Consider the following 25,903-nt stretch of genomic DNA (forward strand, 5'->3'; position numbering starts at 1 on the left):
GCATTGTGAAACTGCATCTCCCTTCCAGAGGTGCAGATCAAAAACAATGCGGATAACAAATGATAATCAAGACGGTTGATCGAGCGACCGCTCATATCTACGACAATCTCTGTCAGGCCTATGAGGCAGAGTTCTCACCTCTCACACACAAACATCCAAACGCGGATGGTTTGTTTGCCAAAGACACGCTTCTTGAAGGCAACATCACCGGCTATCTGGCTTTAAATGATGATATCCCCGCCGGGTTAGCTGCAATCAAGCGGCAAGATCATCACGACTTTGAAGTCTGCGAGTTTTACGTGGTGCCAGTGTTCCGCAGACATAAACTGGGACAGCGCTTTGCAGCTGCGTTGTTTGATCAAATGCCCGGTCACTGGCAGATCAAGCAGATTGAAGGCGCTGATCAGGCCATTGCCTTTTGGCGTTCTGTTATCAGCACCTACACCTCAGGTCAGTTTTTGGAAGAAAACTATACGGACCCATACTGGGGCGCCGTCACCCGCCAAACCTTTAAAGCTCACTAGTTCTCAAGCCAGAGCGACAAGCGCCAGATCAAGACGACACGCAAACAGCAAAAAGCCGGGCTTTGGACCCGGCTCAATACGTTGCTTTTTCAGCTCAAATTAGCTTGCGCGGCGGTTGCGGCGGTCGCTGACGGGCTGATAGGCAATGCTGCGATGATGCGCACAATAAGGTGTGCCTGCATCTGACTGGCGCCCACAGAAATAGAAGTCATCAGAACTCGGATCACCAATCGGCCACTTACAGGTGCGCTCATTCAATGTCAGGATGGAGGCGCGCTCTGAAACCGGAATAAAGAGATCGGAGGTTGGGACTGGAGAAATTTCTGGTTGTATAGCTTCAATCGGTTCAACTTTAAGGGCGTTGGCACCGGCTATCGTTGGTTGAATTTGTCGAGGACTTGGAGAAGGCGCAACAGCTGCAATCGCTTCAGCCACTGTTGGTTTGGTTGAGGTGACGACCCTTGCCGCTGGGGCAGGTGCCTTTCTCGTTTTGGTTGCACCACCTCCCGATTTGGCGCGACCTGAAAGACCAAGGCGATGAACCTTACCAATCACCGCATTACGGGTCACATTGCCAAGTTCCCCCGCGATTTGACTGGCGCTTAACCCGTCTGCCCAAAGTTTGGTTAGTAACTCTACACGTTCTGCTGTCCAGCTCATTAAAGGGCCCCGTCTTCCTTCAGTGGCGCGCAAAACAGCATTCGCTCAGTTCGGACGCATCCGAAAGTGCCGCTTACCTGAGCGTGTGTGCTTGCAGCGTTCAGTAACTACGAGATGGTGTATAACTCTTGTCACACAGTACTATATGGGCGTTGATACGAGCAATAACCTCAAAGAATTGAGGTGGGGAAGACTCTGGTTTTCCCCAGAATTGCCGTACTACTACTTACCTATAACAGCCTTCTTGTGGTGGGAGAAGATTATCAATCTAAAGAATAGGAGCTGTTTGTTAAACCAAGTTCCACCGCATTCTTTCCAACACAAAGTAAGAGCTGATAGCGTTACCCCGTTGATATTTAATACATATATTTACCACTGAAAAACAACTAGTAAAAAACACTAGTAAACTACAAATTGCATAACACAAGAACTAAGCGCACTCCTCTCTCATATGCCGTAGTACACGCTAGAGGTGTATTGAATAAACCTTAAGAACCGTGGAAAAAAACTGGTCATAGAGCATGGGATTTAATCTCTACTCTATCCTCTAAAAATGCCACAATGCATGCTTCTTCCGGTAGTAGCCTGTTTAAGCTGCACCAGAGGGAGAGAGACAAGGCTGGCAGCCAATTCCTGAACGGGAGTAAGGTATTGCTGGCAATACGTGTTATTGACTGCCCTGAGGGAACGCGGTTTATATGTCGCTTCTCTTAGTTTCAAAACGCCACACGGCGTTTTTTTGTTTTTGTAGCAACCAGGACTTTTGAGCATATCGAGAAAGCTCAATCCATGAGGAGTAAGAAATGACGACTTCGTCGCTAATGCAGACTTATGCACGCTCAGACCTCGCGTTCGAGCGTGGGGAAGGTGTCTGGCTGATTGCGGCTGATGGTCGACGATACATGGATTGTGCCTCGGGTATTGCCGTCTCCGGCTTGGGTCATGCACACCCAAAGCTCGTTGAGGCACTGAAGTCTCAGGCTGAAAAGCTGTGGCACGTCACCAATCTCTACACAATTCCAGAGGGTGAGAAGCTTGCAAAGCTGCTGACAGACAACACCTTTGCTGATGTTGTGTTCTTCACCAACTCCGGGACGGAAGCAACAGAAGGGGCCATGAAGGCCGCACGGCGCTATCACTTTGCCAAGGGCAATCCGGAAAAGAACCGCATTATCACCTTTGAAAATGCGTTCCACGGCAGAACCATGGCAGCGCTCGCCGCTGGTGGTCAGCAAAAGTACCTCGAAGGCTTCGGCCCTGCGCCAGAAGGGTTCGATCAGGTGCCCGCTGGAGATCTGGACGCGGTTAAAAAGATGGTCGGACCGGAAACTGCAGCCATCATGCTGGAGCCGGTTCAGGGTGAAGGTGGTATCCGCACCATGGACCCGGCCTTCCTGAAAGGTCTGCGCCAGATCTGTGATGAGAATGACTTGTTGCTGATCTACGATGAGATCCAGACAGGCGTTGGCAGAACCGGCAAACTCTTTGCCCATGAATGGGCAGGCGTTGCACCGGATCTGATGGCGATTGCAAAAGGCATCGGCGGCGGCTTCCCAATGGGGGCGTTCCTCGCAACCAATGAAGCGGCCAGCGGCATGGTTCCGGGCGTTCACGGCACCACATTCGGCGGCAACCCGCTGGCGATGGCTGTTGGGAATGCTGTTCTGGAAACGGTTCTGGAACCAGGCTTTCTGGAAGCTGTGCAGGAAAAAGGCTTGCAGCTGAAGCAGAAGCTGGCCTGCGCTGTTGATCAGCACAGTGATGTGTTTGAGCTGGTGCGCGGTGAAGGCCTGATGCTTGGCCTGAAGTGCAAAGTGCCGAACACACAAGTTCTGGCACACATGCGCAACAACGGCCTGCTGCCAGTTGGTGCCGGAGACAACGTGCTCCGTATTATGCCGCCAATGATCATTACTGCTGAAGAAATTGACATGCTCGTCCAAAAAATCGAAGCCGCTGCTGCGGATGTGGAAACCGAGCTGAAAACTGCCGAGACTGCCAAATGACCACTATGACAAAACCACAGCACTTTCTCGATATCAGCGATTTTTCCGGTGATGACCTTCGCCAGATTATGCAGGTCTCCAATCAGATTAAAGCCACCCGCAATGGCGTTCATCGCGGGCAGGGGCCATTGGCAGGCAAAGTGCTCGCCATGGTCTTTGAGCAGCCTTCCACCAGAACCCGCATCTCCTTTGATGTGGGCATGCGGGAACTGGGCGGCGAAACCCTGATGCTGACTGGCGCAGAGATGCAGCTTGGCCGCGGCGAGTCCATTCCAGATACCGCCCGCGTGCTGTCCCGCTTTGTGGACATGATCATGATCCGTATGCTGGACCATGATGCCGTGAGAGAACTGGCAGAGTACGCTACCGTTCCGGTCATCAACGGCCTGACCAAGGTTTCGCATCCTTGTCAGATCATGGCCGACATCATGACATTCGAAGAACACCGCGGAAGCATTAAGGGTAAAACCGTTTCCTGGGTGGGCGATAGCAACAACGTTCTTTACTCTTGGATCGAAGCGGCAGCAAAGTTTGACTTCAAAATTAACGTCGCCGCACCAAATGAACTGACAGTACCTCTTGAATGGATCGAAAAGGCCTATACATCCGGTGCTGAACTCGTCGTGACAGACGACCCGTTTGCTGCTGTGAAAAACAGTGATTGTGTTATCACCGATTGCTGGGTGTCCATGGGAGATGACGAAGCACAAACGCGTCATAACCTGCTGGCTCCTTATCAGGTCAATGAACGCCTGATGAGCGAAGCCAACGATTCATCTTTGTTTATGCACTGCCTGCCTGCGCATCGTGGGGAAGAAGTGACAAATGAGGTAATCGACGGCCCGCATTCTGTGGTATTCGACGAGGCAGAAAACCGACTCCACGCCCAAAAAGGCATTATGGCGTGGTGCATGGGTGCTTTGCCTGAAGGATAAAAAAGTAAAATGACAAATACACCTGCTCAACCGACCGCCGCTGGCGTTGACGCTGTTGTTCCTTTTGCTGTTGAAGCATTGGACGTTCGCGGTCGGGTTATCAATATGGGGCCGGTGCTGAACTCTATGCTGGCGCGGCACAAGTACCCTGCGCCAGTCAACAAGCTGCTGTCAGAGGCAATTGTCCTGACAGCCATGCTTGGCAGTACCCTCAAATTCGAAGGTCGCCTGACCTTGCAAGCCCAGACCGACGGTGCAGTCTCCACGCTCGTTGTTGATTTCAACGCGCCTGACGGGCTGCGTGCTATGGCGCAGTTCAGCGAAGACAAAGTCGCCGAAGTTGCAGCCAAAGATGGGTTCAAACCAGACCACCTGCTCGGCAAAGGCCATCTGGCTTTCACCATTGATCAGGGAGCGCACACCAGCCGCTACCAGGGTATCGTGGTTCTGAATGGCACCACCTTGGAAGAGGCGGCTCACGAGTACTTCCAAAAGTCAGAGCAGATCCCGACATTCGTCCGCCTTGGCGTGGCTGAAGTGTTGACCAAAGCCGAAGAGGGTGGTGCTGATCACTCCTGGGCTGCCGGCGGCATCATGGTTCAGTTCCTGCCTCAGTCTCTGGATCGTCTCAAACAGGCCGACATCCATCCGGGCGACGCGCCAGAAGGGCACGAAGCTCACGAGATTGACGAGGACGATGCCTGGGTTGAAGCGCGCTCGCTGGTTGAGACCGTAAAAGATGACGAGCTCATCGATCCAAGCCTGACCGTCGAAGGTCTTCTGTACCGCTTGTTCCACGAACGTGGTGCATCCGTCTTCTCCCCGCAGGAGATGGCAGACAAATGCACCTGCTCTGAAGAAAAGATCACTGCCATGATGCAGAACTTTTCTGAGACAGACAAAACCGAGATGAAAGCGGAAGGAACCGTCCACATCAAGTGCGACTTCTGCTCCAAGGATTATGAGCTGGACGCGAATAAGGTGTTCGAAGACTAAGGCGCGTTCCGCTTGTTTGGATTCAATCAAGCGACAAGAATTCGCTTAGGTAAAAAGTTGTGGCAGGTAGTGTGAATGAACATGAATGCTGAATGACACAACAGCTCAGGAAAAGCGTAAAAAACGCAAACCAACGCACAAAAAAACGCTGCCAGAACATCACTGGCAGCGTTTTTCTTTAACTCATTGATATTGAATGAGAACCGAAACTACACACGGTCAAAGATCGAGCCCATGCGTGGGCTGAACAACCGGTCGTAGGTTTTTAGGAGCATCATGTCGGTCATGCTGGCAACGTAATCACAGACGATCCGTGAACCGTCTTCAGTCTCAACGAAGTCAGCATAAACATCTTCCGGTAAGAACGCCTTGGGCTCGCTCATGAGCGTCTCAAAGACAGCCACCACCATAGTCTGCCCTTTGAACTCAAGATGCTGAACATTCGGCGCCTGAATAACCCGTTCAAACACAAAGCCTTTCAGCGCATCCAGTACCTTGGTATGTCCTTCTGGCAGAACAGCTTTGTACTTCAAAAGTGGTTCGCTGAAAGCTTCCTGCGCCTTGATCTGAACAGCCACAATGAAGAAGTGAACGAGCTTTCCGATGAATTGCTTTCGCCGATTAGCATTGCCGAACAGCCCTGCAATCATCTGTTCATAGGCATTGCCAGAATATTTCTCCGGATTGCTCTCAATCAGATCATCCAAAAATGCCGTGCAAACGTCTGCAGAGATATCCTCCCGGAACTGCTCTTCCCGAACCAGCCCCAAAGCAATTGCATCTTCAAAGTCATGGACCCCATAGGCAATGTCATCAGCCAGATCCATGATGGAGCAATCCCATGATTTAAAACGAGATTTCCCGTGCTTACCGTCCTTGCGCATAAAGCTGCAGAACAGTGAGCGATCCCGCTCAGAGAGTGGTGTCAACGCCCAGTCGACGATCTCTTGTTCCCCATCCATAAAACACTTGGGCGGAGCAGAGCGCTTCCGGTCAATCAGGCTCACTGTGGAGGTGTTGGGGTTAAGCCGCGGGGATAACTCAGGATTATGGACCTTTGAGAACGCCACCGGATACTTCATCATGCCAAGCAATGCCCGCCGCGTCAGATCAGCCCCATGCTTCTCCGACATCTTCTCCAGCTTTGAAACAATGCGCAGGGTCTGGCCATTGCCTTCATAGCCACCAGCCTCGCGCATGCAGTAATTTAGCGCCACTTCACCCCCATGCCCGAATGGCGGGTGGCCGATATCATGGCAATAACTAATTGTTTTAACGAGGCTTTCCTCAGGGATGTAATCGTAAGCCGGATGATCCTTGAAGAACGCCCGGAACTGCCGGGTGATGCCCGAAGCGATCTGTGCCACTTCCAGCGTATGTGTCAGGCGCGTGCGATAAAAGTCGCTATCACCCAGATTGAGGATCTGGGTTTTCCCCTGCAGGCGGCGAAAGGCATGAGAATGAACGATGCGGGCATAATCCACGTCATAGGGTGTCCGCGCATCATCCGACTTGGGAACCCAACCGCTTTGACGCGCCGTCCAAACAGTATCACTCACTTCAACCACTCCGCAATAAATCGAAAAAAAAGCCCCGCACAACAAGGTGCAGGGCAAAATACTATCAGGAAATCAGCGACTTAAAGAACTCTGCGGTCTCTCTGGCAGATTGTTCAATATTGCCTTTCCAGGTCGCGGGAGAAGCTCCGCGCGGGGCAAGGTCGTGGTTTCCATCCTCCAACCAGAAAAGCCGAACAAACTCAGGTAAATCAACAGCTTCCACCTCAGCCTGATGCCCCATCTGATCCCGATCACCCTGCGTAATCAAGATAGGACGAGTGGATTTCTGCAACGGCTCAAGCCGCCAGTCCGCCAACTCTTTCTTCGCTTCTGTATGGAACGGATACCCAAGGCACACAACACCGGGAATACGCTTCGGCAGGCTCTCTCCACCCGCCAGCATAGCTGCAACGCGCCCACCCATGGACTTGCCCCCAATCAGGACAGGGCCTTGAGTTTGTTCAAGAATATCCTGCATAGCGCTCTGAAATTCGCCTATGAGTTTGTCCGCCCGCGGAGGAGGAGCCTTCTTGCCTGTCTCCCGACGCCTCGCCATGTAAGCAAATTCAAACCGCGCAACAGCAATGCCATTCGCAGCCGCAGCTTCCGCAAACCGGTTCATAAAATTGGCATCCATCGGCGCACCCGCACCATGAGCCAACACAAGAGTGCCATGGCACTCACCTTCAGGACGTGTCCATAAAATCTCAGTCATGAAGCTATTTTAGCGCCTCTTTCACGACAAAAGTGACAGGAAATTTACTTGTCCCCGTCTTCAATAAGCGCCATATTCAAATTAACTAATATAAATGCGTGGAAGATGCGCGCTAATTGAACGGAACTCATCATGGAAGAAGGCGTCATTCGCCTGGGAATATTTGCGGGCGCATTCTTAGTGTTCGCATTCTTGGAAATCTTCATTCCAAGGCGTTCAGAGAGCCAGGAGCGGCCACGACGATGGTCAACCAACCTTCTCCTGTCGATAATCAACACTCTGATGCTACGGTTCGCTTTACCTTTTGCTGCAGTATCAACGGCTTACTGGGCGCAGGTGGAAGGGTTTGGTCTTGCACACTGGCTGGCAATCGACCCAGTTATAGCGGACGTAATCGCGTTTTTTGCGCTCGATTTTGCGGTCTGGGCCATGCATGTAGCCAGCCATAAAGTCCCGTTCCTATGGCATTTGCATAAGGTTCATCACACCGATCCACGCTTTGATGTCACAACGGCTCTTCGCTTCCATCCGCTGGAAATTGCAGTCTCCATGCTTTGGAAAGTGATCGTCGTTGCACTCCTCGGCGCACCTGTTCTCTCTGTGGTGATTTTTGAAGTTGTCCTCAACGCAGCCGCCATGTTCAACCATGCCAACATCAAGCTCTCTGACAAAGCAGACCGCATCTTGCGTTGGATGATCGTGACACCAGACATGCACCGCATCCACCACTCCACCCGTCCAATTGAAACTGATAGTAACTACGGCTTCAACTTCCCTTGGTGGGATCGTTTGTTCTCTACTTATGTGAATGACCCCAAAGGCGGTCAGGAAAACATCACCTTCGGTCTGAGTGAATTTCAGGGCAAAGAGCCACGACAGTTGGGCTGGTCATTGCTATTACCCTTCAAGGCCTTAGCGCATGTACAAGGTTGGCTTTCCAGTCGTGTCAATAAAGATGGTACGCCGAAACAAGGATGATCAGAAGAAACCGCGCGGGAAATATCTGAGATAGAGTTCCCCGAGACGACCGTTGGATTGAAGGCGGGTAAGACCAAGATTGATCGTATTCAACATCTTGGTATTGCCTGCCTTTGTTGCAATCGCCAATCCGCCACTGAAATAGCTCGGATCCAGCCACGGTCCCCCTGCAAACTTGCAGCATCCGTCGGCAGTGCGCGTATCCAACCAGAATGACAGCCTCATCCCATCGCCAAACAGAGCGTCCACATTTGACCGGGACAAAGCATTGCGGGCAAGCTCTTCATTTTCAAATGGAACTGCAACTGCGTCTGTAAAGAACCGCTCCAAAAATGCCTCATGGCGCGATCCTTCCACAACTGCAATGCGCTTTCCACCCAGTGTTTCTGGCAGAGGTTGCAGTGTGCTGTTCCTGCCCACGACAAAGCGCCCCGGAAATCGCATGTAGATCTGAGAAAACGACAGTTTCTCAAGTGTTTCCGGTGTCATGCTCACTCCGGCAATGACAGCGTCTGCTTCTCCATTAAACACAGTATTGGCCAAGTGGTTAAACGGAATGATCTTGAGACTGCAGGCAGCCTTGAGGCTCTGACAGATCTCGCGGGCAAGATCCACATTGTAACCCATCAAACGCTCTTCACTGTCTCGAAAAATGAAGGGTGGGAAGTTGTCTGCAGCAATGAAACGGATCCGCTCCGGCGCCTTACCGGTTGTTGCTAGACCAGACTGCCCCCCAGAAAACAAAGGGATAACTACCGAAGAGGAGCCTGATCGGGACCTTACTCCAATTTCAGAGCCACTGTTTCCCCCTCCCAACAATGGAGAGCTCTGGGAAACCTCCCAGGTATCTGAGCCATTTGCATTCTGTGCCATAGCATTTGACGCCGCGAAAATGAGCGGCTGGGCACTACATAAAATCAGCAATATGAAGAATACGGGGAAACGCAAAAGCTATCCAATCCAGTTTGCAACAGAGCGTAAGCCTAACGGGAAATTCTCAAGGAGATACTAAGTGAATGCCTGCGTAAGGGGAAGACCTGTAACCGAAGATGAGCCTCCTAGATTAACAAGGGCTAGGGTATCAAAGGGGGGGCAAGAATATCGCGAGACATCAGCAGCTAACGGGCTGCCATTTTCTGTGCGTCAGGCGAACACTTTACGCTCTTTAGCTCTATCGATTGGTCGCATTGAGAGCGCACGTTCCGTTGAAGCGGGACAAGCTCTGCGAAGCCGTATGACAGCGATTAGCCCTCTGGAGCAGTCTGCCGATGATCCTTCTCCTGATGAAAGGGCTGGGCCTCTTATCAAAAGTGTTTCCAAATCTTCACTCAAAGAACGATATGTTCCGGAATTTGTACGCCTGAAGAACGCGCTGGAACGCGAAGTGCTGTTGCAATGCAATTGCTCCGATGCCTTGATTGACTTCGCAAAGTCGAGGATCTCGGTGGAAGACAAGTGCATCAGCAATTACCTGATTGAACAAGGATTTCTGGATGCCTCAGTGTTCTACTGGGGAATTTCCGGCAAAATGAACATTCGCTATGCGTCTGATGGTAGCCTGTCAGCAATCGCTCCAATCGATGAAAAGCTAAAGCCATTTGAAACTGAAGGAATTTTGTTCGTTCCAGCACTGGATCTTAATCAAAAGGTCGTCTTCGCAGCGGCCCCACTTGGCCACCAGCTTGAGGCTTTTGAGCGGGCTCTTGGTTATTTCGATGAAGCCACGAGCAAGATTGTGGTCGTGACACCGCAATACCAAAAGGCATTGACGGTAACGACTGCCAGCTCCAACGCCTTAGCACAAGACGATGTTTCGATGTCGGCAGTGTATCGCTTTTTGCCTTCGCAACGAAGGCTGCTGACAGTCACCCCAATCATCTTCCTCGGAGCAGCTGGCTTCGCGTTTGATGCATTTTTATGGGGCCTTTTTATCCTGCTGACCTTGTCACTCGGTGTCACAGGGTTGCTTCGCCTTGCGTCATTTTTCACTTATTCTGACCGGCAGGAGTTTACGGTCCCAAAGCTGGATAAATGGCCGCATTACACCGTCCTTGTCCCTCTTTACAAGGAGGCAGCAATTTGTCGCCAACTGGTCGATGGGTTGGATGCGTTGGATTACCCGAAAGATGCGCTCGATGTGATCTTTCTGGTTGAGCAAAACGATGAGCTGACACAGAAAAATCTCCGCAAACTGCTAAAGAAATCAATGCGGATGATCATCCTGCCTCCCGGAAAACCTCAAACCAAACCCCGTGCACTGTCCGTTGGTCTTGCCGCGACAAAAGGTGAGTTTGTAACGGTATTTGACGCTGAGGACAGGCCAGAGCCACAGCAACTAAAAAAAGCCATCTGCCAGTTTGCGCTTGAGGGCCATGATGTCGCTTGCTTACAGGCAGCTTTGTCCATCGATCATGCCGAAGAAAGCTGGTTGGTCCGCCAGTTTGCCTTCGAATACGCTGCACTCTTCGATGTCTTCCTGCCATTCTTGTCTCGCAAAAACCTTTTGCTGCCTCTGGGAGGGACCTCCAACCACTTCCGTGTCAGTGCATTGCGGAAGGTTGGCGGCTGGGATCCATTTAATGTGACTGAGGATGCTGATCTGGCAGTCAGGTTTGCGCGGCAGGGATTTAAGACACGCACACTAAACAGCTCCACCTTTGAGGAAGCACCGCTTACGCTCACAGCATGGCTCCATCAACGCACACGCTGGCATAAAGGTTGGATACAAACGCTGGCTGTGCATCTGCGCAATCCAATGTTGACCTACAAGCAACTCGGCGTGACAAACTTTGCTTTACTGCTCCTGACGTTCTTTGGCGGTATGCTGTGCCTTTGGGCAGCTCCCTTGACTGCGCTCATGTTTGGAAAGCTTAGTTTGAACTTTTACAACACCGGACTGCAGGCATTTGATGCCTTCAGCATCTATGCCATGTTTTGTTTTCTCTTTGGTCTCGGTGGCACTGTTGTCACGGTCCTGCAAGGTAGTGCAAAGCGTGGCTTTCGGGCACGCACCTGGGAGATTGCAAGCATTCCATTCTATTGGGTTCTTGGCTGCATTGCCTCTTACAAAGCGCTCATTGAGTTTGCCATAAAACCGCATTACTGGCGAAAAACGGAGCATGGCATTGTGCGTCATCGGGGAGAAAGAAAGAGCGCTTAATAGTGATAGGAGCGCAGAGAAACTAAGCGTTCCAAGGCAACCTGAGAGCGTCTATCGTGAGATTGCACGGCTGCCCGTTATAAAATTGATCGAGTACCTGATGAAACACTGTTGGATCATCAGCTGCATATGCAAAAAGAGTTGTACAACTGCGCACCTTCAAGCTGTCTATTTCGCCAAGGATTTGCTTGGAAGTGAGATCGGTATGCTTGAGAAGTAACCCGCAGCAGCCACGTAATCGTGCGGCCAGCAGAGGATAAGCAAGGTATCGCTGAGCTTCTTCAAGATTTGCAATGCCAAAGAAATGCGCGGTTGAAGAACGACCCAGTTCACGTAACTGAGGAAAGATAAACCAGATCCAATGTGAGGTCTTCCGGCCTTGCGAGAGCTCCTGCACCACCTCTGAGAAAACCGGGTCCTGCGCAATTACAAACCGGGTTATGTCATCCTTGGTCGTTTTTATCATTTGATACTCGCTCTCAGGTCACCATCATTGCAGTTATCTTCCGCCAATCGGCGTTCCATATTGTTTCTCAAACTCGGAGATCAGAAACAGAAAAGTTCTGGTGGAATTTTAGAGTTGTCTAAGAGTGAAGTATATTTTTAGATCCAAGCATAATGAACTGTTCTCTTTCCTGATGTTTTTCTGAGTTCGTTATTGAAGAAACATAAAAACAACTGGTTTCAGAGTTTTAATCACCATTCGCTAACGTAATGTCTGGACATGTGGACGATGCGAAAAAAACTTCGTGCGATCATTGAAAGTAAGGCTTGGGAATACACGATCATATCTATCATCGCCCTGAATGCGATAACTTTAGGGGTTGAAACCAGCCAGACTGTTCAACAACATTACGGCCCAATACTCCGCACATTGGACGATATCGTAGTTGGCATATACGTGATTGAGATTTCTCTTCGCGTGTTTGCATATGGCTTCCGCTTTTTCCGAGGAGCCTGGAATCTCTTCGACTTCTTTATCGTAAGCATTGCGCTTATTCCGGCCACGGGTCCGGCAGCGATACTGCGGTCACTGAGAATCCTTCGTGTTCTGCGGCTCATCTCGGTCGTCCCATCGCTGAGGCGCGTGATCGGAGGGCTGGTCTTGGCATTGCCAGGGATGGGCTCAATCATGTTGCTTCTCTCTCTGGTCTACTATGTGTTCTCTGTCATGGCGACGCAGCTCTACGGCGAGACCTTCCCGGAATGGTTTGGAACGATCGGCGCTTCCGCTTATTCTCTGTTCCAGATTATGACGCTGGAGGGGTGGAGTGATGCAATCGTCCGCCCAGTCATGGATGTCTATCCGAATGCCTGGTTGTTCTTCATTCCGTTCATTCTGACCACTGCATTAACAGTCCTGAACTTGTTCATCGGCGTCATTGTTGCAGCAATGGAGGAAGAGCATGAGAGGGATGTGGAAGAGCATCACCATTATGTGCGAATGGAAGCAAATGCGATTATGAAAGAGCTCAGGACTTTGCGGCAAGATGTTGCGAAGCTGAGACGCAATCGTAAGGCCCCTCATAAGAAAACAGCAGAGTTGACCTAGTGCGGACTCCCAGATCGTAGACGACGGTCTTTGTGCAACATGGAGGCACCTCAGCGCACCAACACCAGCACTTGGTGCGCAGTCCTTCAGAAGGCGTCTCTGCCGCTTCTCAAGATAGCCTAGGTTGTATCTGCCAGTAGGCATACAGAGTTTTATGAGTTGCAGAGAGTGCTCTAAACAAGATCATCCATGTACCAAAGCGGCATGAGGAGAGGGAGAAGCTGCAATTGCAATGGTCAAGCCAGGGTCATTTGACGGGTGTCAACCTCAGCCTTTTAACTCTTCAGATCGTACATTCAGGAGGTTTTGGCTCTGGTGTTGAGCAATACCCGCAATTTCTACAAAATTTATGCAATTTTTTGTTAGTTCTTGTGGAAATGATCAAGCCCATGAAAACTATAAGTTAATTTTGGTAGTGTTGTTTTGACTTTACTATCTGAAGTTCTTGGCGATTTCTTCATCTATACCAGTCAATATTTTGCTGCCCCCTTTCAACTTGAAACCATCAGATAATTACTTAGGGTGGGCCCAAATTCGAAATGTGAGGTCAAGTGTCGAAATGCGGGCGAAGTTGCGATCCATCATTGAAAGCCGCCAATGGGAATTCACAATCATAAGTATAATCGCGTTGAACGCTGTTGTCCTTGGCTTGGATACAAGCCAGATGCTTATTGCCAAGTACGGCCCCATACTGCGCTTTCTTGATGAATTGATCCTTGTAATTTTTGTTGTTGAACTGACACTGCGTATCATCGCGTTTGGTCCGGGTTTCTTTAAGGGGCCATGGAACCTCTTCGACTTCTTCATCATCACGATTGCAGTCATCCCGGCAACTGGCCCGGCGACCATTCTGCGTTCGCTCAGGATCCTGAGGATTTTGAGGCTCATTTCGGTTGTCCCGTCTCTGCGAAGTGTCATTGGTGGGCTGATCCTCGCACTTCCGGGCATGGGCTCAATCGTCCTGCTCATGGCTCTCGTCTTTTATGTCTTCTCCGTAATGGCCACGCGCTTGTACGGCTTGGTGTTTCCCGAATGGTTTGGCTCAATCGGAGCATCGGCCTACTCGCTGTTCCAGATCATGACACTGGAAAGCTGGAGTATGGGGATCGTTCGGCCAGTTATGGAGGTCTTTCCCAATGCATGGCTGTTCTTCATTCCCTTCATATTATGCACCGCCTTCACCGTTTTGAACCTGTTTATCGGTATAATCGTTGCAGCAATGCAGCAGGAGCACGATAAGGATATTGAGCAAGATCGTATCAACGTGCATGAAGAGACCAAGGTTGTCTTGAGTGAACTAAAAGACCTGAAACTTGATCTGATGGTTGAGCTGGAAAAATTGCGGAAAAACCGCGAGTAAGATTATCCGTCGGCAGAACTACTTACGCTGAAGATCATGATCAAGTTCTGATGAAGTAATCTTGATCACCGCGCGTGTGGATTGCGAGCGGGCTGTTATAGGCACCTTGGAAAAAAAGCCCTAAGACGAAAAGCATATCTGATAGGATACGATATGTTTGATGCAAAACTCCGCGGCTATATAGACCCACCTCTCAATAGAATGGGAAAAGCGCTGGCAGATCTGGGGATTACTGCAAATGCAGTGACCTTGGTCGGGCTTGGGTTTGGCCTTGCTGCGGGGGCGGCGGTGGCCGCTGGGCAATTTAATACAGCTCTACTGTTTATCTTGCTCAATCGCTTTGCAGACGGGTTGGATGGTGCCATCGCCAGAGCGGCGGGGTCCACACATCTCGGCGGGTTTTACGACATCACATTCGACTTCATCTTCTACGGTGCAATCCCACTGGCCTTTGCCTTTGTCGCGCCTGAGCAGAACGCTTTGGCTGCGGCAGCCTTACTTTTCAGCTTTTACATTAACGGTTCCACATTCCTTGCATTTGCAACGCTGGCACAGAAGTTGGGCATGCAAACCTCATTGCGAGGCAAGAAGTCCTTCTATTATCTGGGAGGGCTCGCTGAAGGCTTTGAAACCATTGGTGTCTTCGTCGCATTTTGCTTGTTCCCCACTTACTTCTCATGGGTTGCGTGGACTTTTGCTGCGATCTGCACACTTTCGGCCATTTCTCGCGTTTTTATGGTTCGACATATGGTTTTGAACCACCCAGATCCTTCGGTGTGAGATCGCTGCTCTTGCGAAGATCGGGGTGAAAAGGCTAGACTTATTAAAAATAGGATGCGTACTGCTGTTGTATTTGCAGTGGAATTTTCCTTAGAAATGGGTTGTGCTATGTATCGTGCCGTTACCCGAAATATACAGATCACTGTCGAACCGTATTATCTTGCTGAGGAGTCCACTCCCGAAGATGAGCAGTTCTTCTGGGCCTATACGGTCTCAATTGAGAACCTGAGTTCTGATACTATCCAACTGCGGTCTCGCCACTGGCATATCATCGATGCCAACGGCAACACGCAGGAAGTCAACGGGGCAGGTGTGGTTGGTGAAGAGCCAGTCATCGAACCCGGTGGGTCGTTTCAGTACACCTCAGGCTGTCCACTCAATACCCCTTCAGGCATCATGACGGGCAACTACCGTATGCAAACTGAAAAGGGGGAGTCCTTTGCGGTGAAAATTCCAGCTTTCTCGCTGGATCTGCCGGATATGGTCAAGACCGTGCATTAACAGCTGCAAACAATATCTTGCAGCGCAAAAAGCAGGATTGCGGGCAGTCGTGCTGCCCGCCAATCAGATTGAACTGAGTTATTGTGTGCGGAAGCGAGCCTGAGCGCCGCGCTCAATCGCTGCGATCGTCAGCTTGTCCAGCTTCAGGTGGTCACGTAGCAACTGCAACATACGCACTTCTTCAGGGCTTACCCGCAAGTCTGCCGCGGCAATCTCCACGCCAAGAGCATAAGCGGTGTCATGCAATTTGGTTGGCAAAGATTCTGCCACAAGCGCCAGCGTTGCGTTCATGCCGTTTTCGCCAGAAAGACGCTCAGCGCACTGCTGGGTAATCTTGATCAGGTTATTGTCGTCAAAATCTTTGAAGACAGGGAGAATGCCCACAATATCGCCAAGCTGGCGAAGCTCTGCATCGCTCATCGCGCTGTCTGCGGCGGAAACCATCACCATCACATGAATGAGAGCTTCTTCTACGCTCAGTAATCTTTCTATTGTACCCATATCTCCCCAAAGCGAAAAGCTTTGCCTCTTGGTTTGCTTTAGTTTTTCGCTCTGCCAAATTGTCTGGCGGCGGCTAATGACTGCAAAGGTAAGGGGGCTTCCGGCCTCATACAAGGGGGTAGAGCCGAAAACCCGAGAACTGTCATTGACGCGGGCGCTAGTTTTACATAAGTTCGCGCAGCTTTCCGGCATTAAATCCTGCTGAAGAAAGCGAAACTCAGTTACAATTTAATCTCCAAATACGGATCTCAAAATCCATGTCTATGAACAGTTTGCCTCAACTCGATCTCAGCCCAGAACTTATCGAGGCGGCACAGGTATCTAAAGCCTGGCCGTTTGAAGAAGCACGCAAACTGGTCAAACGGTTGGAGAAGAAACCCAAGACCGGGCCGGTCTTGTTCGAGACCGGCTATGGTCCATCTGGTCTGCCGCACATGGGCACCTTTGGCGAAGTTGCACGCACCACCATGGTGCGCACCGCTTTTCGTGTGCTCACAGAAGACAAGATCCCGACCAAGCTGATCTGCTTTTCAGATGATATGGACGGCTTCCGCAAAGTGCCAACCAACGTGCCTAATCAGGAGATGATGGCGTCATTTCTTGGCAAGCCACTGACCAGCGTGCCAGATCCATTCTCCAACGAATACCCAAGCTTTGCAGCGGCCAACAACGCAAAACTCATGGCGTTTCTGGATAAGTTCGGCTTCGAGTATGACTTTGTGTCGTCCACCGACTACTACAAGTCTGGTGTGTTCGATAAAGCGCTCCTGCGCATGCTGGAAGTCTACGACAAGATCATGGCGATCATTCTTCCAACATTGGGCGAAGAGCGTCAGGCCACGTACTCTCCATTTCTGCCGCTCTGCCCGCGCACAGGTATTGTGCTGCAGGTGCCAATGGTGGATCGCAATGTCGAAAAAGGCACTGTGACTTACATTGACCCTGAGACTGAAGAGCGTGTTGAAGTTCTGGTGACAGGCGGCAACGTCAAATGTCAGTGGAAAGCTGACTGGGCGCTGCGTTGGTACGCTCTGGGTATCGACTATGAAATGGCTGGTAAGGATCTGATCGACAGCGTGAATCTGTCTGGCAAGATCTGTAAAGCTCTGGGCGGTCCTGCTCCGGAAGGCTTCAACTACGAGCTCTTCCTGGACGACAAAGGCCAGAAAATCTCCAAGTCCAAAGGCAACGGCCTGACCATGGAAGAGTGGCTCCAGTACGCCAATCAGGAAAGCCTGTCCTTGTTCAACTTCCAGAAGCCGAAAACTGCGAAGAAGCTGTATTTTGACGTCATCCCGAAAGCGGTTGATGAGTACTGCACCTTCCTGTCCAAGTTCGACAACATGGATGCAGCGCAGAAGCTGATGAACCCGGTCTGGCATATCCACTACGGTACACCGCCAAAAGAAGAGATGCCGATCTCCTTCGCAATGCTGCTCAACCTGGTGTCTGCATCTAACGCAGAGAACAAGGACGTGCTGTGGGCGTTCATCTCCCGCTACGCACCGGGTTCTTCTGCCGCAACGCATAAGATGCTGGATGAGTTGGTTGGCTACGCCATCCGCTACTACGACGACTTCGTGAAGCCAACGAAGAAGTTCAAAGCAGCTGATGAAGTTGAGACAGAAATGCTCACCAAGCTGGATGAAGTGCTTGCTGGCCTGCCAGCAGAGACTGACGGCGGCGATATCCAAAACGCAATTTACGACATTGGTCGTAATATTGAGCGTTACCAGAACACCGCAAAGCCGGGTCCAGATGGACGCCCTGGTGTCGCGCAGACCTTTTTCTCTGCGATTTATCAAGTACTTCTGGGGCAGGAGAAAGGCCCACGCTTTGGTTCCTTTATCGCCCTCTACGGTATTCCGGAAACTCGTAGTTTGATTGCAAAAGCACTTGCAGGAGAGCTTGCAGCGTGATGAATTAGCCCCCTCAAACGAGGGGGCTTTTTTAATGTCTTTTCCTAGCTGGCTAACTTGGGCGCTTTTACCCGTCTACATTTTCGAAGGCTTACGTGCCCGTGCTAATTCCCTAAGGCTGTCACCAGCACCAGGACCGCAATTTGGTGCGGTTCCCGGTCAGGGCCAGGCGATCAATCTGCTTGTTGTTGGCGATTCCTCCGTTGCCGGAGTGGGGCTGGACCACACGACAAATGGCTTGACCTGCAAGATGGCTCACAAAATGGCAGAGGTATCCGGACGGCCTGTTAAATGGCGGGCTGCTGGCAACAACTCTGCAACTTCCAGCCAAATCCGTGATGTGGTCGTCCCAAATCTGCCGCACGCCGATTACACACACATTTACATCAGTATCGGTTTTAATGACCTGAAGAACTTCCGTTCTGGCCAAGCCTGGAAGAAAGGGTTCGGCGAGCTGATTTATGCATTGCGTAGCAAGTACCCTCATGCCCGGATTTACTGGTCCAACCTCATGTCACCAATGAACGTGCCCGCGCTCTCGTGGGGACTCGGCGCTGTACTGGAGCCTCGCCGGCAGATGATCAATCGTGTCGGCACGCAGCTGTGCCATGAGCGCGGTGCCATTGCTATCTCTGTCACTCCGGGGATCACGGCTGAGGGCTTCTGCGAGGACGGAATCCACGCAGCACCGATTGGTAATCAGCACTGGGTGGATCATGTGATCAACGAGTTGGTCGAGCGTGATCTGCTAGGGCTGGAAGATCAGAATGAAGTAGAAGATAAACAACACCAGATGGACGGCGCCCTGTAGGGCGTTCGTTCGGCTGCCGGTAAACGTGATCATACTCAAAATGAGTGTCAGGAGGAGCAGGATCATGTCCGTATCCTTCACACCCAGCACAATGTGAATGTCAAAGATCCCGGCTGCGATTAGAACAGCCGGGACTGTCAAACCGATCGTCGCCAGAGCTGATCCAAGACAGATGTTCACGGAGCGTTGTAACCTGTTTGAGAGCGCCGCACGGAAGCTGCCCAAGCCTTCAGGAGTAAGAACCAGAAGCGCAACGAGAACACCACCAAACGCAGCAGGCATATGAAAGCTGGCAATGCCAAAGTCCACCAGCACCGCGAATTTTTTGGAAAGCAGAACAATCGGCAGCATGGTCAGGATCAGGAAGATCGCGTGATAGCTGGTTGAATAGATCTCCAGATCATGATGATCATCATCATCGTGGGCATGCTTATCGTCTTCCACTTCATCCTTCGCCATCAGGAAGGACAGAGCCACACCAGAGTGTGGTTTAGGCTGAATGAAGAAAGACTTATGCCGGATGCTCTGAGTGGCAAGGAAGATCGCATAGAGCAGACTGATCATCACCGCAAATGAGATCTGCTGTCCCGTCGAAAGGGAAGGGTCAGCCGTTGAGGTCGTATAGCGGGGAAGGATCAGAGAAAAAGTCGCGAGTGGAATAAGGACTGAAAGGAAAGAGCGGGCGCCCTGTGTGTTGAAAGGCTGTTCCCCGTACTTGAGCCCTCCCAGAAGCAGACTGATGCCCACCATGCCATTCAGCACGATATTGAGCACCGCCAGCATCGTATCCCGGGCCAGAGGCTCATTCGTCCCACCTGTCAGCATAATGGAAACGATCAGAGAGACCTCAATACCGATCACCGAGAGCGTCAGGATCAACGTTCCATAGGGCTCACCAAGAATGACGGCCAGACAGTCTGCATGGCGCACCACGCCAAAGGCGCACCATAGCATGACACCGAAAAGCCAGATGAAACAGAACATCTGCACAAAGAGACCGGAGGTGGGCAATAAGAGATCCGCCCCAGCCAGAAAGAAGAAGACTGTGGTTGCTGCACCTGCAAGAAAGCAGGCCTCTCGTTTAAGTGTATTCCAAAACCCTGACATTATGTTTTTATTCTCCAAGGCCCTGTAAAAAATGAATTATTCGGTGGCAGACGTCTCCGCAGCCGCGCTGTTGCGTGGACGCCAGATTATTGCAGGCTCTCCTTCCATCACCAGCGGTGTGGTTGAGGTGCTGTCATCATCCAGCTCCTCCCAGGAGTTTACCAGTGTTGCGGTTTCATCCTCGCTCAGCTGAACCAGCTTGGAACGCCAGATGCCTTGCTCAGACCGCCGAGCCCGTGCCGCGATCTCTTTCAGTGAAACTGGCGCATCCCGTTCAGCCTTGGCCCAACCATTTTCAATCAGCCAAGTGGCAAGATCATGTTTGCCCACACTGCAGGAAGCAGCATATTCATCTGTTTGCACTGATTTCATATCTGAGCAGGTGACACGCTTCTGGCGGATAAAAGCACGCAAAGCCGTCCGCGCTCTGATACCGCACGGCCATCTTTCACCATCTTCACTGGGGCATGTTGTGCTGAGCGGTACAGGCTGAATGTGATGAAGGGATATTCTCTTCTTTTTATCACTTAGAGTTGCACCGTCAACGGCAACAGGGCGATACAGCACGAGTTCCTTCGGAGGAGGCTGCTTGGATTTGCGAGGTACTTTAACATGTGCAACGCGTTGGAGCTGTGTCGTTATAGGAGGAGGGGGCGTGCGACTGCCGCCAACATTGCGAAGTGTTTGAGGATGCTTGGGCGGCGTCTTTGGAATTTTCGCCTCAGCTGCAACACGGGCAGCTTCAAGCGCAGCCAGCTCCCGCTGCTTCTCCTCTGCTGTCGGCTGATGCTCAATAGGAAACGAAGAAGGGCGGTACAATGTGCGCGCATTCCCACGCAAGGCTGTCGCTGCATTGTACTCTGTCAGCGCATAAAACCCGGCGCCAAGAAGCAAAGCTCCAAAAAGAATACTCGTGGTCTTGGTAATCCGCATAAGCGCCCTGTTTGCTTATTGGCTCACCCATGAAACTCTTGCTGTCCAAACCAGATCTGCAACCTGAACCACCCTTGGCTTATCGTCAGGAGTGTCCCGTCGAAATTCAATGCGCTCGTTTGTTTGCCGTTGCAAAGCACCGCAATGAAGAACTCCGGATTTGGTTGCTATCAAAACATGATCATGCCGCCGCAAAGAAGCCTCGGGAGAGACGATGAGAATTTGTCCTTCCCTGTAGTATGGTTCAAAACTATTACTCGAAACTTCAAGCGCGAAGAATTTCTCACTCTGAGAACTCGGAAAAATGAAGCTATCGCAGAATTTGTCCAACTGAAAATCGGAAAGCTGCTGCGGATCAACCTCCCTCAACTCATCACTCGTGCAAAGAAAAGCTGGAAAAGACCTGAAATGTGTAGTTGAAATCTCGGTTTTATCTTGTAGCAAAGCGGCAAAGTCCAGAAAAGACATCTGGGTGACTTCCAGCACCTTGGCAAGCGACTCTGTGGAAGGCCAACGCGGACGACCATCTGCAGCGAACCGCTTGGAAGGATTGAAAGAGGTCGGATCAAGCCCAGCTCTGCGCGCCAGTCCTGAGGGCGTCAGTTGATGCTGCGCAGCCAGCTTATCAAGTGCGGCCCAAAGGTGTTCGTGATCCAGCATATATCCTCCTGCGGCAGCACCGGCGTCACCTGAAACGAACGCAGATATGACTTAAAACGCCAACTGCGCCCGCATCTCAAAGAAATCTTGTATGTGGTGAATAAAATCCTATTGCAAGCTCTAGACGAAAGAGAGGGGTTGCCAGCCACTGATTTGTGGATGTAAGAGCATGACTTCAGTTGAGTAGACGTCTCTCCTGAAAGGCAAGTCCCATGTCCCTCATATTCAAGATCGCCCCCAGGGCGCTTTGGCAAGAAGCTGAAGCAGCCGGTTTCTTTGCGGGTGCACCGATCGATCTGGCCGATGGTTATATCCACTTTTCCAGCGCCGAGACCGTAAAAGAAACAGCAGCGCTGTACTTTGCGGGACAAACCGACTTGCTGCTGATTGCCGTTGACAGCGAAGATTTCCCTGCAGAGCAAATGAAGTGGGAAGCCTCCCGGGGTGGAACGCTCTTTCCGCATCTCTATGGCAAGTTTCCCACCTCCAAAGCTATATGGGTCAAACCTTTGCCATTGGATGCAAATGGCAATCACGAGTTTCCGGAGCTGTAAATGTCGATTGAAAACCTCATAAACAAAGTCGGTATCCGGGCACTGCATTGTCTGGACCCGGAGACCTCCCACAACGCAACCATCAAGATGCTGGCCTCAGGTTTCGCGCCGACATTCGGCCAGATCGAGGACAAGGCTCTCGAATACAAGTGGGGCGATCTGACTTTTAAGAACCCGGTGGGCATGGCAGCAGGCTTCGACAAAAATGCCGAAGCCATCGCGCCGCTGATGAAACTTGGCTTTGGGCACGTTGAAGTGGGAACGGTCACCCCTCTGCCGCAGGAAGGTAATCCAAAGCCTAGGAATTTCCGCCTGAGTGCAGACCGCGCCGTTATCAATCGTTATGGCTTCAACAATGACGGCCACGATGTCGTCTACGAGCGCATCCGCAAAGCTGGCCGCACGCCGGGAGTGCTTGGCATCAACGTTGGCGCTAACAAGCTCTCAGAGGATCGCGTTGCGGACTATGTTCTGGGTGTAAAGCGCTTTGCAGAACTGGCGGACTACCTGACGGCCAATATTTCCTCTCCCAACACACCCGGCCTGCGGGACTTGCAGGAGAAGGATGCACTGGGGCATCTGCTCACCGCCATTATGGAAGCGCGCAACGAGCAAGAAGACCGCCTGGGCCGTAAGGTGCCCGTCATGCTCAAAATCGCCCCAGACGTGACAGACGAGGCGCTCAAGGAAATCGCAGAAGTCGTCCTGACCAGCAACGTCGATGGCATGATTGTCTCCAACACCACCATCGCCCGTCCAGCCACGCTGAAGGATCAGCTGCAGGCCAAAGAAGCAGGCGGGTTGTCAGGCGCACCGCTGTTTGAACGAGCCACCATTGCATTGGCGAAAACCCGACGTGCAGTCGGTCCGGATCTGCCGCTCTTTGGCGTTGGTGGTGTAGACACACCAGAAAAAGCCGCAGCGAAGATCTTTGCAGGCGCAAACCAGATCCAGCTTTATTCCGGCATGGTTTATGAGGGACAAACGCTGGTGAAGAAGATCAACCACCATCTGTCCCGCCTCGTTGCTGCCCGCAAGGTTGCCAACTTGCAGGAACTTGTCGGCATCGACAATGACATCTGGGCTGATAAATCGCTGGAGAACTGAGGCTCACACCTATCGATAAATGAGGCCGGGCTTCGCAGGAAGTCTGGCCTTTTTCTTTGTGAGAACACCAGCCAAAGATATCCGCCGTCCACTGAGTGGCACGAAAATCTCTACAACTGTCAATATATAATGAACAGACATTCTATTTAATGTGATATTGTTCATTTATGTCGGTGCTTTACCTTCACTGTAAGAGCAACATGAAGGAAGACCCATGACCAAAGTTCTCGTTTTATATTATTCAAGCTACGGCCACATCGAAACCATGGCAGAGGCCATCCGTGAGGGGGCGGAAGATGTCGCTGGAACAACTGTGGTTGTGAAGCGCGTGCCGGAACTTGTGCCGGAAGAAGTTGCTGTAAACGGTCACTTCAAGCTGGATCAACAGGCGCCGATTGCGCAGCCGGGTGAGCTGGCGGATTATGATGCCATCATCTTTGGCACCCCAACACGCTTCGGCAACATGGCATCGCAGATGCGTAACTTTCTGGATCAAACCGGAGGGTTATGGGCTGGTGGCAAGTTGATTGGTAAAGTCGGCTCGGTGTTCACATCCACCGGAACAGGCGGTGGTAACGAGACAACCATCACCAGCTTCTGGTCGACACTGGCGCACCACGGCATGATGATTGTTGGCCTGCCGTACTCAAGTCCGGAACTCTTCAATATCACTGAAGTGCGCGGCGGTTCCCCATACGGCGCCAGCACCATTGCAGGCTCGGATGGCTCTCGCCAGCCAAGTGAGGATGAGTTGAAACTGGCCCGTGACCAGGGGCGCCACGTCGCAACAATTGCAAGCAAACTGACCAGCTAAAAGCAGGTGCCACGCCTGATCACATCAAGCAGTACGTTGCCTGCGTTGTGTGATCAGGTGCATCAACTCAACAAAACCTTCAAGGCTGCCAAGGCCTGCCTCATATATTTCATTAAGAGATCATTCAATGACCGTTCATAATCACGCGCAAAATCATCATCAGGGCATCGTTTTAAACGGAAACACATTCAGCTCCCACAGGTTCCCTTCAGAACCGCTCGGACCATTCGAAGTGAAGATTGCTCTGCAGTCCGCAAGCCTGAATGCACGAGATCAGATGATCCGAAAAGGCCAGTACGGTGAAATGCCAGCGGATCTTGTGCCTTTGTCCGATGGAGCAGGGGAAATCATTGCTTTAGGTGAGCAAGTCACAAAATGGTCTGTTGGAGACCGTGTCATGCCAACCTTCTTTCAGGATTGGCTTGAAGGCTCATTCCAGCCAAGTGCATTATCTTCCGCAATCAGCTCAGCTGATCAGCCGGGCGTTTTAAGAGAGCAAGCGAAGTTTCATCAGGATACTCTTGTGGGTGTGCCAGATCATATGAGCTTTCAGGAAGCTGCAACACTGCCTTGCGCTGGCGTCACAGCATGGCATGCTCTTTTTGAGCAACACCGGGCACTGCGACCAGAAGATACAGTTCTGATACAAGGCACGGGTGGTGTTGCCATCTTCGCTCTGCAACTCGCCAAAGCGTTTGGAGCCCGCGTTGTTCTCATCAGCTCCTCAGATGAAAAGCTGGAGAAAGCAAAGGAGATGGGAGCGGACATCACCATCAACTATAAAACAACACCAGATTGGGATGTCGAACTGAGAGAACTGACAGATGGGCATGGCGCTGATGTGGTTCTGGACCTTGGCGGTAAGGAAACGCTGGAGCGATCCATACGTGCCGTTGCCGCACATGGCCTGATTACACAAGTGGGTGTTCTGACTGGTTGGGCACACGCCCCTGAGAATATCAGCCAGCTTGTCCTGAATAACTCGTCGCTGTCGGGTGTTCTGGTCGGCTCCCGTGCTTATTTTGAGAACCTGTGTGCGTTTGTCTCCAAGCACCAGATCAAACCGCTCATAGACAAATCTTTCTCCATGTCCCAGATCGATGAAGCCTATGCCTACATGGATCAGGCACAGCACATGGGCAAAGTCACCATCGACATTGCTTAGCATGTGACTTGCGTCTTGCTGTTTGTCCCGGAGAGATGGTTGACGTTTGTTCGGGGACATGGGTGACGGTCATGTTATGATGTTAAGTCGATTTTTGCGACTGTGTTTGCTGCAAAACATACGTTGAAGATCTCAGGTTTGTCTGAGGGACGTATGGCGAGAGTGTAGCCGCGGAAGCATTTAGGGACATACCAGAGCCTTCCGTTAAAGCTGATTTCCGCTCTTGTTCTGGGTACCTTTCGGACCATTGTTCCTTTGGGATAGCTGATATCTGGAAGGTGTTTGGGAAAGATATGCTGTGAGATTGTATAGCGACTGATAGGTGGCGCTAATCCAAGTGCTTCATGCGGGCGATGGAAATTATAAATCCGCCTCCATTGATCAAAGGCCGATTGCATAGTGCGGTGACTGCGAAATGTTCTGTATGCCAGAACCTCCTCTTTCAGGGTTCGGTTAAACCGCTCATTCTTGCCTTTGGTCTGAGGATGAAAAGGTCTGGCATGGATCAGGCGGACACCAAGATGAGCCAACCAGATCCGCAATGGTGTCCAACGCTGATCGGTAAGAGCAGTCCCCCATGGAGAACCGTTGTCAACCAGAAAGGCT

Annotated in this window: 26 protein-coding genes; 16 read left to right on the forward strand and 10 right to left on the reverse strand. The window is 51.3% G+C overall.

Features of this window, described 5'->3' with window-relative positions; genetic code table 11:
- The first annotated feature begins 59 nt into the window (after positions 1 to 59).
- Positions 60 to 524 (forward strand): GNAT family N-acetyltransferase, encoded by a 465-nt coding sequence (locus PsAD5_RS23080; RefSeq protein WP_063293816.1) that lies wholly within the window; start codon positions 60 to 62, stop codon positions 522 to 524.
- Between the two features lie 99 nt (positions 525 to 623).
- Here the strand turns inward: PsAD5_RS23080 and PsAD5_RS23085 are convergent, their stop codons facing one another.
- Positions 624 to 1,184, reverse strand: a complete 561-nt coding sequence (locus PsAD5_RS23085) for a GcrA family cell cycle regulator (RefSeq protein WP_057464919.1) — start codon at positions 1,182 to 1,184, stop codon at positions 624 to 626.
- Between the two features lie 803 nt (positions 1,185 to 1,987).
- On the opposite strand from PsAD5_RS23085, the gene PsAD5_RS23090 reads away from it, so the two are divergent.
- From PsAD5_RS23090 to PsAD5_RS23100, 3 genes are read left to right on the forward strand one after another with little or no spacing between them, the layout of a single operon-like run.
- Complete coding sequence (locus tag PsAD5_RS23090; protein WP_063293817.1) at positions 1,988 to 3,190, forward strand: aspartate aminotransferase family protein; 1,203 nt, start codon at positions 1,988 to 1,990, stop codon at positions 3,188 to 3,190.
- A complete protein-coding gene (gene argF, locus PsAD5_RS23095; RefSeq protein WP_057464921.1) occupies positions 3,187 to 4,125 on the forward strand; it encodes an ornithine carbamoyltransferase in 939 nt (312 codons plus the stop codon). The genes PsAD5_RS23090 and argF overlap by 4 nt, the downstream gene beginning before the upstream one ends.
- Positions 4,126 to 4,134: 9 nt before the next feature.
- Positions 4,135 to 5,121 carry an Hsp33 family molecular chaperone gene (locus PsAD5_RS23100; RefSeq protein ID WP_063293818.1) on the forward strand — a complete coding sequence of 329 codons (987 nt, stop codon included), beginning with the start codon at positions 4,135 to 4,137 and terminating at the stop codon, positions 5,119 to 5,121.
- A gap of 209 nt (positions 5,122 to 5,330) precedes the next feature.
- On the opposite strand, the gene PsAD5_RS23105 is transcribed toward PsAD5_RS23100, so the two are convergent.
- Both PsAD5_RS23105 and PsAD5_RS23110 read right to left on the reverse strand, forming a co-directional pair.
- Positions 5,331 to 6,680: an anti-phage deoxyguanosine triphosphatase gene (locus PsAD5_RS23105; protein ID WP_063293854.1), complete on the reverse strand. Its 1,350-nt coding sequence runs from the start codon at positions 6,678 to 6,680 to the stop codon at positions 5,331 to 5,333.
- Between the two features lie 64 nt (positions 6,681 to 6,744).
- Positions 6,745 to 7,395 (reverse strand): alpha/beta family hydrolase, encoded by a 651-nt coding sequence (locus tag PsAD5_RS23110; protein WP_063293819.1) that lies wholly within the window; start codon positions 7,393 to 7,395, stop codon positions 6,745 to 6,747.
- Positions 7,396 to 7,527: 132 nt separating this feature from the next.
- Here PsAD5_RS23110 and PsAD5_RS23115 point away from each other — a divergent pair, with 132 nt between their 5' ends.
- Positions 7,528 to 8,373 (forward strand): sterol desaturase family protein, encoded by an 846-nt coding sequence (locus tag PsAD5_RS23115; protein WP_063293820.1) that lies wholly within the window; start codon positions 7,528 to 7,530, stop codon positions 8,371 to 8,373.
- Here PsAD5_RS23115 and PsAD5_RS23120 read toward each other — a convergent pair whose 3' ends face one another.
- Positions 8,374 to 9,246: a transporter substrate-binding domain-containing protein gene (locus tag PsAD5_RS23120; RefSeq protein ID WP_063293821.1), complete on the reverse strand. Its 873-nt coding sequence runs from the start codon at positions 9,244 to 9,246 to the stop codon at positions 8,374 to 8,376.
- A gap of 361 nt (positions 9,247 to 9,607) precedes the next feature.
- Between PsAD5_RS23120 and PsAD5_RS23125 the strand changes: the two genes are divergently transcribed.
- Positions 9,608 to 11,533, forward strand: a complete 1,926-nt coding sequence (locus tag PsAD5_RS23125) for a glycosyltransferase family 2 protein (protein ID WP_208981737.1) — start codon at positions 9,608 to 9,610, stop codon at positions 11,531 to 11,533.
- A 22-nt stretch (positions 11,534 to 11,555) separates the two neighbouring features.
- On the opposite strand, the gene PsAD5_RS23130 is transcribed toward PsAD5_RS23125, so the two are convergent.
- Positions 11,556 to 11,999, reverse strand: coding sequence for a DUF1810 domain-containing protein (locus tag PsAD5_RS23130; RefSeq protein WP_063293823.1), 444 nt, complete (start codon positions 11,997 to 11,999; stop codon positions 11,556 to 11,558).
- A 267-nt stretch (positions 12,000 to 12,266) separates the two neighbouring features.
- Between PsAD5_RS23130 and PsAD5_RS23135 the strand changes: the two genes are divergently transcribed.
- The 4 genes from PsAD5_RS23135 to apaG all read left to right on the forward strand — a co-directional run bounded on the left by PsAD5_RS23135 (position 12,267) and on the right by apaG (position 15,726).
- A complete protein-coding gene (locus PsAD5_RS23135; RefSeq protein WP_063293855.1) occupies positions 12,267 to 13,085 on the forward strand; it encodes an ion transporter in 819 nt (272 codons plus the stop codon).
- 559 nt (positions 13,086 to 13,644) lie between these two features.
- Positions 13,645 to 14,445 carry an ion transporter gene (locus tag PsAD5_RS23140; RefSeq protein WP_063287308.1) on the forward strand — a complete coding sequence of 267 codons (801 nt, stop codon included), beginning with the start codon at positions 13,645 to 13,647 and terminating at the stop codon, positions 14,443 to 14,445.
- 153 nt (positions 14,446 to 14,598) lie between these two features.
- On the forward strand, positions 14,599 to 15,225 hold the full coding sequence (locus PsAD5_RS23145) for a CDP-alcohol phosphatidyltransferase family protein (RefSeq protein WP_057464930.1): 627 nt from the start codon (positions 14,599 to 14,601) through the stop codon (positions 15,223 to 15,225).
- A 108-nt stretch (positions 15,226 to 15,333) separates the two neighbouring features.
- Complete coding sequence (apaG, locus tag PsAD5_RS23150; RefSeq protein ID WP_057465027.1) at positions 15,334 to 15,726, forward strand: Co2+/Mg2+ efflux protein ApaG; 393 nt, start codon at positions 15,334 to 15,336, stop codon at positions 15,724 to 15,726.
- A 78-nt stretch (positions 15,727 to 15,804) separates the two neighbouring features.
- Here apaG and PsAD5_RS23155 read toward each other — a convergent pair whose 3' ends face one another.
- Positions 15,805 to 16,227, reverse strand: a complete 423-nt coding sequence (locus PsAD5_RS23155; protein WP_200962360.1) for a tellurite resistance TerB family protein — start codon at positions 16,225 to 16,227, stop codon at positions 15,805 to 15,807.
- 257 nt (positions 16,228 to 16,484) lie between these two features.
- Between PsAD5_RS23155 and PsAD5_RS23160 the strand changes: the two genes are divergently transcribed.
- Both PsAD5_RS23160 and PsAD5_RS23165 read left to right on the forward strand, forming a co-directional pair.
- Positions 16,485 to 18,146, forward strand: coding sequence for a lysine--tRNA ligase (locus tag PsAD5_RS23160; protein WP_063293824.1), 1,662 nt, complete (start codon positions 16,485 to 16,487; stop codon positions 18,144 to 18,146).
- 34 nt (positions 18,147 to 18,180) lie between these two features.
- Positions 18,181 to 18,957 (forward strand): SGNH/GDSL hydrolase family protein, encoded by a 777-nt coding sequence (locus tag PsAD5_RS23165; protein WP_063293825.1) that lies wholly within the window; start codon positions 18,181 to 18,183, stop codon positions 18,955 to 18,957.
- Here the strand turns inward: PsAD5_RS23165 and PsAD5_RS23170 are convergent.
- From PsAD5_RS23170 to PsAD5_RS23180, 3 genes are read right to left on the reverse strand one after another with little or no spacing between them, the layout of a single operon-like run.
- On the reverse strand, positions 18,895 to 20,064 hold the full coding sequence (locus tag PsAD5_RS23170) for a calcium:proton antiporter (RefSeq protein WP_063293826.1): 1,170 nt from the start codon (positions 20,062 to 20,064) through the stop codon (positions 18,895 to 18,897). The genes PsAD5_RS23165 and PsAD5_RS23170 overlap by 63 nt on opposite strands.
- A gap of 36 nt (positions 20,065 to 20,100) precedes the next feature.
- Positions 20,101 to 20,997, reverse strand: coding sequence for a thermonuclease family protein (locus PsAD5_RS23175; RefSeq protein WP_063293827.1), 897 nt, complete (start codon positions 20,995 to 20,997; stop codon positions 20,101 to 20,103).
- 15 nt (positions 20,998 to 21,012) lie between these two features.
- A complete protein-coding gene (locus tag PsAD5_RS23180; RefSeq protein ID WP_063293828.1) occupies positions 21,013 to 21,657 on the reverse strand; it encodes a S24 family peptidase in 645 nt (214 codons plus the stop codon).
- A gap of 212 nt (positions 21,658 to 21,869) precedes the next feature.
- Between PsAD5_RS23180 and PsAD5_RS23185 the strand changes: the two genes are divergently transcribed.
- From PsAD5_RS23185 to PsAD5_RS23200, 4 genes are all read left to right on the forward strand, one after another.
- A complete protein-coding gene (locus PsAD5_RS23185) occupies positions 21,870 to 22,211 on the forward strand; it encodes a DUF952 domain-containing protein (RefSeq protein ID WP_063293829.1) in 342 nt (113 codons plus the stop codon).
- The gene (locus PsAD5_RS23190; protein ID WP_063293830.1) at positions 22,212 to 23,318 is read left to right on the forward strand and encodes a quinone-dependent dihydroorotate dehydrogenase; all 1,107 of its coding nucleotides are present in this window, start codon (positions 22,212 to 22,214) and stop codon (positions 23,316 to 23,318) included.
- Between the two features lie 214 nt (positions 23,319 to 23,532).
- Positions 23,533 to 24,132, forward strand: coding sequence for an NAD(P)H:quinone oxidoreductase (gene wrbA, locus PsAD5_RS23195; RefSeq protein ID WP_063293831.1), 600 nt, complete (start codon positions 23,533 to 23,535; stop codon positions 24,130 to 24,132).
- A gap of 127 nt (positions 24,133 to 24,259) precedes the next feature.
- Positions 24,260 to 25,297: a zinc-dependent alcohol dehydrogenase family protein gene (locus tag PsAD5_RS23200; RefSeq protein WP_063293832.1), complete on the forward strand. Its 1,038-nt coding sequence runs from the start codon at positions 24,260 to 24,262 to the stop codon at positions 25,295 to 25,297.
- Between the two features lie 74 nt (positions 25,298 to 25,371).
- Here the strand turns inward: PsAD5_RS23200 and PsAD5_RS27730 are convergent.
- A partial coding sequence (locus tag PsAD5_RS27730) for an integrase core domain-containing protein (protein ID WP_153041417.1) occupies positions 25,372 to 25,903 on the reverse strand: 532 nt, incomplete at its 5' end.

It is taken from the genome of Pseudovibrio sp. Ad5, from assembly GCF_001623095.1.
Taxonomy (GTDB): domain Bacteria; phylum Pseudomonadota; class Alphaproteobacteria; order Rhizobiales; family Stappiaceae; genus Pseudovibrio.

Coding starts and splice junctions, on each gene's coding strand:
- PsAD5_RS23200 (WP_063293832.1), top strand. CDS start 24,260: ATGACCGTTCATAATCACGCGCAAAATCATCATCAGGGCATCGTTTTA.
- PsAD5_RS23080 (WP_063293816.1), top strand. CDS start 60: ATGATAATCAAGACGGTTGATCGAGCGACCGCTCATATCTACGACAAT.
- PsAD5_RS23130 (WP_063293823.1), bottom strand. CDS start 11,999: ATGATAAAAACGACCAAGGATGACATAACCCGGTTTGTAATTGCGCAG.
- PsAD5_RS23100 (WP_063293818.1), top strand. CDS start 4,135: ATGACAAATACACCTGCTCAACCGACCGCCGCTGGCGTTGACGCTGTT.
- PsAD5_RS23170 (WP_063293826.1), bottom strand. CDS start 20,064: ATGTCAGGGTTTTGGAATACACTTAAACGAGAGGCCTGCTTTCTTGCA.
- PsAD5_RS23185 (WP_063293829.1), top strand. CDS start 21,870: ATGTCCCTCATATTCAAGATCGCCCCCAGGGCGCTTTGGCAAGAAGCT.
- PsAD5_RS23155 (WP_200962360.1), bottom strand. CDS start 16,227: ATGGGTACAATAGAAAGATTACTGAGCGTAGAAGAAGCTCTCATTCAT.
- PsAD5_RS23180 (WP_063293828.1), bottom strand. CDS start 21,657: ATGCTGGATCACGAACACCTTTGGGCCGCACTTGATAAGCTGGCTGCG.
- PsAD5_RS23140 (WP_063287308.1), top strand. CDS start 13,645: ATGCGGGCGAAGTTGCGATCCATCATTGAAAGCCGCCAATGGGAATTC.
- PsAD5_RS23120 (WP_063293821.1), bottom strand. CDS start 9,246: ATGGCACAGAATGCAAATGGCTCAGATACCTGGGAGGTTTCCCAGAGC.
- PsAD5_RS23190 (WP_063293830.1), top strand. CDS start 22,212: ATGTCGATTGAAAACCTCATAAACAAAGTCGGTATCCGGGCACTGCAT.
- PsAD5_RS23090 (WP_063293817.1), top strand. CDS start 1,988: ATGACGACTTCGTCGCTAATGCAGACTTATGCACGCTCAGACCTCGCG.
- PsAD5_RS23160 (WP_063293824.1), top strand. CDS start 16,485: ATGTCTATGAACAGTTTGCCTCAACTCGATCTCAGCCCAGAACTTATC.
- apaG (WP_057465027.1), top strand. CDS start 15,334: ATGTATCGTGCCGTTACCCGAAATATACAGATCACTGTCGAACCGTAT.
- PsAD5_RS23110 (WP_063293819.1), bottom strand. CDS start 7,395: ATGACTGAGATTTTATGGACACGTCCTGAAGGTGAGTGCCATGGCACT.
- PsAD5_RS23145 (WP_057464930.1), top strand. CDS start 14,599: ATGTTTGATGCAAAACTCCGCGGCTATATAGACCCACCTCTCAATAGA.
- PsAD5_RS23165 (WP_063293825.1), top strand. CDS start 18,181: ATGTCTTTTCCTAGCTGGCTAACTTGGGCGCTTTTACCCGTCTACATT.
- PsAD5_RS23175 (WP_063293827.1), bottom strand. CDS start 20,997: ATGCGGATTACCAAGACCACGAGTATTCTTTTTGGAGCTTTGCTTCTT.
- PsAD5_RS23085 (WP_057464919.1), bottom strand. CDS start 1,184: ATGAGCTGGACAGCAGAACGTGTAGAGTTACTAACCAAACTTTGGGCA.
- PsAD5_RS23125 (WP_208981737.1), top strand. CDS start 9,608: ATGACAGCGATTAGCCCTCTGGAGCAGTCTGCCGATGATCCTTCTCCT.
- PsAD5_RS23115 (WP_063293820.1), top strand. CDS start 7,528: ATGGAAGAAGGCGTCATTCGCCTGGGAATATTTGCGGGCGCATTCTTA.
- argF (WP_057464921.1), top strand. CDS start 3,187: ATGACCACTATGACAAAACCACAGCACTTTCTCGATATCAGCGATTTT.
- wrbA (WP_063293831.1), top strand. CDS start 23,533: ATGACCAAAGTTCTCGTTTTATATTATTCAAGCTACGGCCACATCGAA.
- PsAD5_RS23135 (WP_063293855.1), top strand. CDS start 12,267: ATGCGAAAAAAACTTCGTGCGATCATTGAAAGTAAGGCTTGGGAATAC.